This window comes from Streptomyces sp. TM32 (assembly GCF_004122755.1).
Classification (GTDB): Bacteria; Actinomycetota; Actinomycetes; order Streptomycetales; family Streptomycetaceae; genus Streptomyces; species Streptomyces sioyaensis.
Genome location: NZ_SDIG01000243.1, coordinates 1 through 7,372, shown reverse-complemented (window position 1 = coordinate 7,372; position 7,372 = coordinate 1). Strand labels below are relative to the sequence as shown.

Sequence of the window (7,372 nt, the reverse complement as noted above, 5' to 3'; positions counted from 1 at the left end):
GGGGGTGGGAGCGGCGGCCAGGGCAGCCGGATCGGATGGCGGTGCCGGGGAATGATGACTGTTGCGCTCTGTGACGATGGTGATGTGACGGTCGGTGTCGTTGACGATGAGGGTGGCGGAGCCGTCCGCGCGGTGGTCGAGGGGGTAACTGCCGTCGGGATCGATGTAGGTCGTGTCACCGATGGTCAGGAAACCGCTGGCGGACGTAGGTGTGTTGAGCGCGGGGCGGTCATCGGCCGGGGAACCCGCGAGCGGGGTGAGAAGCTTTTTCCAGCGGGGCATGAGCATTCCTCCGAGCGTCGGGCACGGGCCTGGAGCCGTGCCGGTGGCGAGGGGCGGGAATCACCCTTCGTCACTCAGCGTAATCGAAGGCGGGCGTGCGGACAGCGGCGCGTGGGAGCGAAGTGGGGGGCGTGGAGGAAGCGGAGTGCGCCGCCGCGGGCGTGGAGCGGACGTCGAGAGGACGACGAGCGGACGCCCGCGGGGACGGCGAAGGGAGGGCGCGGGAACGGCGAGGTCGCGCGCAGAGGGCGCGGGAAGCCTGTCATCGCGATGCCATCTCGATGCCGTCGCTGTGCCGTCGCGATGGCATCGCGCTGCTGCGGCGGGCCCCTCCCCGCGGGTCGCGATCCGAACAAGATCAGGGCATTTGCGGTGTGTGTGTCAGCGGCTGCGGACATACTGCTGCCCATGTACCGGTCCTTCGTGTGAGCGCTCCCCGGCGCGGGCGCGGAGGCCGTCCCGCAGTCAGCGACCCAGGGGGAAGGTTCCGTGCCGACCAGCAGCGTGTCACCACCCGTCCCGGGGCGCCGGACGGCATGGGCCGAGGGGCTGGACGAGCTGCGTGCCGCGGCGACGACCGAGCCGGGCCGGCTGCGGGTGATCGGGGCCGTACTGGCCCTGCTGGTGGTGGTGTTCGGCGCGGTCACGGCCTGGCAGGTCTCGGGCCGGGCGGCGGCCGCGGACGATGTGGTGACCCACAGCCAGCCGCTGACCTCGGACGCGGCGAGCATCTACCGTTCGCTGGCGGATGCCGACACGACGGCCGCGGCAGGCTTCCTGGCCGGCGGCGAGGAGAGCAGGACGACACGGGAGCGCTACGCCACCGATATCGCGACGGCGTCCGCGCTGCTGGTCAAGGCGTCGGCGAACAGCCGGGGTTCGGACGAGGCGGGCGCGCAGATGGCCCGGCTCAACAGCCGGCTGCCACGCTATACCGGCCTGGTGGAGACCGCGCGGGCCAACAACCGGCAGGGGCTGCCGCTGGGCGGCGCCTATCTGCGGTACGCCAATGAGCAGATGCGCAGGGAACTCCTCCCGGCCGCACGGGCGTTGTACGACGCCGAGACGGACCGGCTGACCGCGGACTACGGCAAGGCCGAGGCGTGGCCGTGGTACGCGCTGGCGGCCGGGGCGGTGGCGATCGGTGCGCTGGGCTGGGCGCAGCGGCGGCACTACCGGATGACCAACCGGGTGTTCAACCACGGCCTGCTGGCCGCCACGGCGGCGTCCGTCGCGGTGCTGCTGTGGCTGGTGGCAGGGCATGCGACGGCGCGTGCCGGACTGACCGATTCCTACCAGCACGGCGCCCGGTCGCTGCGGGTGCTCAACGAGGCGCGGATCGATGCGCTGCAGGCGCGCGGCGACGAGAATCTGACGCTGGTGGCGCGCGGCGCGGTGCTGACCGGTGCCCGGCAGGACTTCTACGAGACCGGTTTCCGCTCGGGGATGACGGACCTGGCGGGCCCGGGTGAGCAGGGCGCGGCCGCGGCGCACAGCCGGCTGGGGGCGGCGCTGGCGCTGGCGGACGACGAGGCCGGGCGGCGCCCGGTGCGGACCGCGCTGGCGCAGGTACGGCAGTGGCAGGCGCGGCACGCCGAGGCGCGGGCCGCGGACGACAAGGGAGACTACGAGGGGGCGCTGGCCAAGGTGATCGGCCCGGACGGGTCCACCGGGGAGTCCTTCGACCGGGTGGCGGCCGGGCTGCAACAGGCGCTGGAGCACGAGCAGGAGCAGTTCCGGTCGTCGGCGGACGCGGGGCGCGGGGCGCTGGGCGGGCTGCCGGTGGGGGCCGGCGTCCTGGCGGGGCTGGCGGCGCTCGGCGCCGTCCTGGGCATCGGGCGCAGGCTGGCGGAGTACCGGTGAGGGGGCGTGGTGAGGGGAGGAAGTGGATGCGGGCGCGAGGGCTGAGGAATCTGCGTGCCGTCCTGGCGCCGGTCGCCTCGGGCATGTGTGTGATGGCGGCGACCGCGGCCGTGCTGGTGCCGGCGCTGGGCCACGAGACCGAGCCTGCCGGGCCCGCCGGACCCGTCCGGCACGGTGCGTCCGCACCCGCGGCGCCGCACCGGGCGCCCCGTCCGGCGGCGACACCGGCCGCCGCGAAGTGCACCGCGCGCAACGCCGCGGAGAGTCTGCGGCCGTCGTCGGACGACGGTGCGGCGGTGTCGCGGATCAAGGAGAAGGGCCAACTTGTCGTCGGGGTCGACCAGAACACCTACCGCTGGGGGTATCGCGACCCGGCCACCGGCAAACTCGAAGGCTTCGACATCGATCTGGTGTGGGCGATCGCCCGGGACATCCTGGGGCCGGATCCCGATGTCGTCTTCAAGGCGGTGCCGACCGCCCAGCGGGTGCCGGCGCTGCAGCGGCACGCCGTCGACATGGTCGTGCGGACGATGACGATCAACTGTGCCCGCAAGGCACAGGTGGCGTTCTCCACCGCGTACTTCCAGGCGGGGCAGCAGGTGCTGGCCCCGAAGGCGTCGAAGATCAAGGCGTTCGACGATTCACTTCGGGGCAAACGGGTCTGCACGGCCGCGGGTTCGACGGGCGAGAGCGAACTGCGGGCGCGGCGGCACGGCGCCTCGGTGCTGACGGTCCCCAATCAACTCGACTGCCTGGTCCGGCTGCAGCTGGGCGAGGCCGACGCGGTCGTCACGGACAATGCGCTGGCCGCGGCGCAGGCGGCGCAGGATCCGACGGTGGAGCTGAAGGGCGGTCCGTTCACCGACGAGCCGTACGGGGTGGCGATGAACCAGGACGACACGGATCTGGTGCGGCGGGTCAACAAGGTCCTGGACGACTACCGGGACGGCGGCAGCGACAGCCCCTGGATGCGGGCGTACCGCACGTGGCTGCGGGCCGATCTGCCGGGCATATCGGGGCCGCCGTCGCCGGAGTACAGCGACTGATCGCCCCAAGGAGCGGTGTACGGCGGATGATCGCCCCAAGGAGCGGTCCGATGCCGTCACTATGGAAGGCGACGGAAGGGAGCCGACCGCAGCGGCCGACGCCGTGGCAAACGCCGTGCACCGTACGCGTATTGGAGAGGTGATCGATGGGGGTCCCTGGACCCTTCCCCGGCACTCCGGGAAGGCCCGATGCCCCGGAGCCGGACCGGGAAGAGGTGGATCGCGCCCTGGACCGGCTCGGTGCCGAGTACGAGGCGATCGAGACCTCGCTGCTCGCGTTGCAGGACCACGCGGGGCGCCGGCTGCTGGAGGGCGCCGACCTGTCCGGCACCACCAAGGAGCGCTGGGCCGCCGCGGAGCGGTCCATCACGGTCCTGTGGTCGTTGTTCGACGCGTACACCGCGGCGCTGGAGCAGGCGCGTGAGCTGCGGGCCCGGCGCCGCTGGCCCTCGGCGGAGGATCTGGCGGAGCTGACGGAGCTGCTGTACGGCGACGGGGTGACGGTGCCGGGCGCGGCCGCGGCGGGCGGCGGCCCTTCGAGCGGCCCGGCCCGGCTGAGCGAGCGGTTCACCCTGGTCGGGCTGGTCGAACGGATGAACGCGCTGTACGCCCGCTCGCTGGACGTCATCGTCGCCGCCGACGCGGTCTGGTCGGCGCTGCCGGCCCGGATAGACCTGCTGTCGGCCGAGCTCCAACGGACGCGTTCGCTGGCGCATTCGGTGGGGGTACGTCCCGGTGAGCATCCGGCCGGCGACGACCTGGAGCGGATCACCGATGAACTACTGCGGCTGCGCGCCCGGGTGATCGAGGATCCGCTGGCCTTCTGGGTGTCGTCGTCGACGGGGAGTTCGGCGCCCGGCGGGGGCCGCCCGGACACCGCGCGCTACGACCGTGCGGCCCGTGCGCTGGAGGACATCCGGCGGGAGGTGGCGGCGGTCCTGGACGTGCGGCAGGACGCCGAGCGGCGGCTGATGCAGCTGCGCGACGTGCTGTCGCGGGCGGACCGCACCCTGACCGAGGCGCGGCAGGCCCGCGGCGAGGTGCTGGCGAAGATCGCCGCTTCGGAGGTGCCCGCGGTCAGCGGCCCGTCCGCGGCGCTGCACGAACAGCTGGCGGCGGCCGCCGACTACCGCCGACGGGCGCAGTGGCACCGGCTCTCGCCGCTGCTGGACAGCCTGGAGGAGGAAGCGGAGGACGAACTCCACCGCGCCCGTGAGTCGTTGACCGCGGTGACCGCGCCGCTGGCGGTGCGCGCGGAGCTGCGCGGCCGGCTGGACGCGTACCGTGCCAAGGTCGCACGCCACGGCATGGCGGCGGATCCGCTGCTGATCGAGCGGTACGACCTGGCGCGCCGGATGCTGTGGAGCGCGCCGTGCGATCTGCGGGCGGCCGAGCAGGCGGTGTGGCGCTATCAGCAGGCCACGGCGGAGGCGCTGGCCGCGCCGCAGGCGGAGGGGCAGGGAGATTCATGACCGGGCGGGCCGACGAGCGCTGCCAACGACGGGACTGCTCGGGCAGTTACGAGGACGTCGGCGGCGGCGAGCTGTACTGCGACCTGTGCGGGCTGGCCCCCGTGGTCTCCCCGGGCGGCCTGCTGTCCTCGCCGCCCACGGGGCTGACGGGCCGGGTGCCCACGGACACCACCGCCGCCAGGGAGGCGGCCGGGGCCCTGCTGACCATCCCCTCCCCCGCCCCCGGTTCGGGCGGTACGGCATCCGCCCGCTCGGCGCCGTCCCGGCGCTCGGTGTCCGGGCGGCTGGCGCCCCCGGGCTCCGGCGGCGCCCCGGCGCGCGGCGTCCCGGCCGTGTCGGCGCACCGCCAGGGCAGCGGCCCGTCCTCCGGTTCCGTACGCGGGCGGCTGGGCGCGGGCCTGGTGGCGGTGCCGGAGGTGCCGCGGCCCGATCCGGCCACGGCGGTGCTGGAGCACCCGGAGGTTCCCGAGCGCAAGCGGTTCTGCAGCCGTACGGAGTGCGGCGCGCCGGTGGGCCGGGGGCACGGTGAGCAGCCGGGCCGCACGGAAGGGTTCTGCGCCAAGTGCGGCCATCCGTACAGCTTCGTCCCCAAGCTCCGGCCCGGCGACATGGTGCACGGCCAGTACGAGGTCGTGGGCTGTCTGGCGCACGGCGGGCTCGGGTGGATCTATCTGGCGACCGACCACGCCGTCTCCGACCGGTGGGTGGTCCTCAAGGGGCTGCTGGACACCGGCGACGAGGAGGCGCTGGCGGTGGCGGTGTCCGAGCGGCGCTTCCTCGCCGAGATCGAGCACGCCAACATCGTCCGGATCTACAACTTCGTGGAGCACCTCGACCGGGCCACGGGCAGCCTCGACGGCTACATCGTCATGGAGTACGTCGGCGGAAAGTCGCTCAAGGAACTAGCCAACGACCGGCGCACGCCCCAGGGCCGACGCGATCCGCTGCCCGTGGAGCAGGCGTGCGCCTACGGCATCGAGGCGCTGGAGGCGCTCGGCCATCTCCACAGCCGCGGCTATCTCTACTGCGATTTCAAGGTCGACAACGCCATCCAGCAGGACGACCAGCTCAAGCTGATCGACATGGGCGCGGTGCGCAGGATGGACGACCACGAGAGCCCGATCTACGGCACGATCGGCTACCAGGCGCCCGAAATCGCCCTGTTGGGCCCGTCGGTCGCCTCCGACCTCTACACCGTCGCGCGCACTCTCGCCGTGCTCACCTTCGACTTCCAGGGCCATACGAACGTCTTCGCGGACTCGTTGCCCGATCCGGACCACATCGAGGTGTTCCGCACCTACGAGTCCTTCTACCGGCTGCTGGTGCGCGCCACCGACCCGGACCGCTCCCGCAGGTTCGCCTCCGCGGAGGAGATGGCCGAGCAGCTGACGGGCGTGCTGCGGGAGGTGGTGGCGCTCCGGACGGGTGAGCCGCGGCCCGCGCTGTCGACGCTGTTCGGGCCCGAACTCCGCGTGGTCGACACCGAGATACTGGCGGCGGCGGAGGGCGACAGTTCCCTGCTGGGCGGCCGCGGGGCGCCGGCCGCGGACGGGACGGCGCCCCGCGGCCCCGCACTGCGCCCCCTGGACGTCGCCGGCGCCGCCCTCGCGCTGCCGGTGCCGCGGCTGGATCCGGGCGACCCCAACGCCGGGCTGCTGGCCGGGCTGCCGGCCGCCCCGCCCGCCGAGCTGCTGGGCGCGCTGCGCGCCGCGCCGGCCGACTCCCTGGAGCTGCGGCTGCGGGAGCTGCGCGCCCGCCTGGAGGCCGGGGACGGCGCGGGGGCGCAGTCGGTGCTGGAGACGCTCGCGGCCGGGCCCGCCGCACAGGGCGGTTCGCGGTCCGGCGCCGGCGGCGCGGACTGGCGGGTGGTGTGGCACCGCGGTCTCGTGGCGCTGACGGCGGGCGACCGCGAGGGCGCGGCGCTGGCCTTCGACGCGGTCTACGACGCGTTCCCCGGTGAGCCGGCACCGAAGCTGGCCTTGGGTGTCTGCGCCGAGCTGCTGGGCCAGCTGGACAATGCCGTGGAGTACTACCGCCTCGTGTGGGCGACCGACCGCAGCTATGTCGGCGCCGCGTTCGGGCTGGCCCGGGTGCGGCTGGCGGCGGGCGACCGTACGGGCGCGGTCGAGGCGCTGGAGTCCGTCCCGGAGTCGTCCATCCATTACGTCGCGGCGCGGATCGCGGCGGTCCGCGCCCGGTTGCGGGAACGCCCCTCGCGCGAGCCGCTGCTGGCGGATCTGCGGGCGGCCGCCGCCCAGACCGAGGCCCTCGCGGGCTTCGGTCTGGACTCCGAACGCCGGGAGCAACTCGCCACCGAGGTACTCGGCACCGCCCTGGACTGGGTACTCTCCGGTAGCCACGGTGCCGGGCCGCCCGGCGCGGTGGCCGCGCACGAACCGCCGTCGCTGCTCGGCAGTCCGCTGGACGAACGCGGTCTGCGGTTCGGCCTGGAGCGGTCGTACCGGCTGCTCGCGCGGCTGGCGCAGCGTGGTGAGAAAAGGATCGAACTGGTGGAACGGGCCAACCGCTTCCGCCCCAGGACGTGGGTGTGACATGGGTGTGACTGGGCCGTCCCGGTGTCCGGGCTGTGACGAACCGCTCGCTGCGGGGGACAACTTCTGCGGGCGGTGCGGCGCCGAACTCCTCGCGCCCGCCGCGACGTCGGCGTACGGCGCCCGGCCCGCCCCCGGCGCCGGGCGGTGCGGGCGG

5 protein-coding genes are annotated in these 7,372 nt (G+C 74.1%); 4 read left to right on the top strand and 1 reads right to left on the bottom strand.

Annotation, left to right across the window (positions count from 1 at the left end):
* Positions 1-282: hypothetical protein (locus tag EST92_RS30090; RefSeq protein ID WP_129283853.1), on the bottom strand; the 282-nt coding region annotated here is incomplete at its 3' end.
* Between the two features lie 489 nt (positions 283-771).
* Here EST92_RS30090 and EST92_RS30085 point away from each other — a divergent pair.
* The 4 genes from EST92_RS30085 to EST92_RS30070 all read left to right on the top strand — a co-directional run bounded on the left by EST92_RS30085 (position 772) and on the right by EST92_RS30070 (position 7,215).
* The gene (locus tag EST92_RS30085) at positions 772-2,145 is read left to right on the top strand and encodes a hypothetical protein (RefSeq protein ID WP_129283852.1); all 1,374 of its coding nucleotides are present in this window, start codon (positions 772-774) and stop codon (positions 2,143-2,145) included.
* 26 nt (positions 2,146-2,171) lie between these two features.
* Positions 2,172-3,191, top strand: a complete 1,020-nt coding sequence (locus tag EST92_RS30080; protein WP_129283851.1) for a glutamate ABC transporter substrate-binding protein — start codon at positions 2,172-2,174, stop codon at positions 3,189-3,191.
* A gap of 146 nt (positions 3,192-3,337) precedes the next feature.
* Positions 3,338-4,663: a hypothetical protein gene (locus EST92_RS30075; RefSeq protein ID WP_129283850.1), complete on the top strand. Its 1,326-nt coding sequence runs from the start codon at positions 3,338-3,340 to the stop codon at positions 4,661-4,663.
* Positions 4,660-7,215 carry a serine/threonine-protein kinase gene (locus EST92_RS30070; RefSeq protein ID WP_129283849.1) on the top strand — a complete coding sequence of 852 codons (2,556 nt, stop codon included), beginning with the start codon at positions 4,660-4,662 and terminating at the stop codon, positions 7,213-7,215. The genes EST92_RS30075 and EST92_RS30070 overlap by 4 nt, the downstream gene beginning before the upstream one ends.
* Positions 7,216-7,372 lie beyond the last annotated feature (157 nt).

Excerpts from the sequence above, each read along its gene's own strand:
- EST92_RS30080 (WP_129283851.1), top strand. The coding sequence starts at position 2,172 with ATGCGGGCGCGAGGGCTGAGGAATCTGCGTGCCGTCCTGGCGCCGGTC.
- EST92_RS30075 (WP_129283850.1), top strand. The coding sequence starts at position 3,338 with ATGGGGGTCCCTGGACCCTTCCCCGGCACTCCGGGAAGGCCCGATGCC.
- EST92_RS30070 (WP_129283849.1), top strand. The coding sequence starts at position 4,660 with ATGACCGGGCGGGCCGACGAGCGCTGCCAACGACGGGACTGCTCGGGC.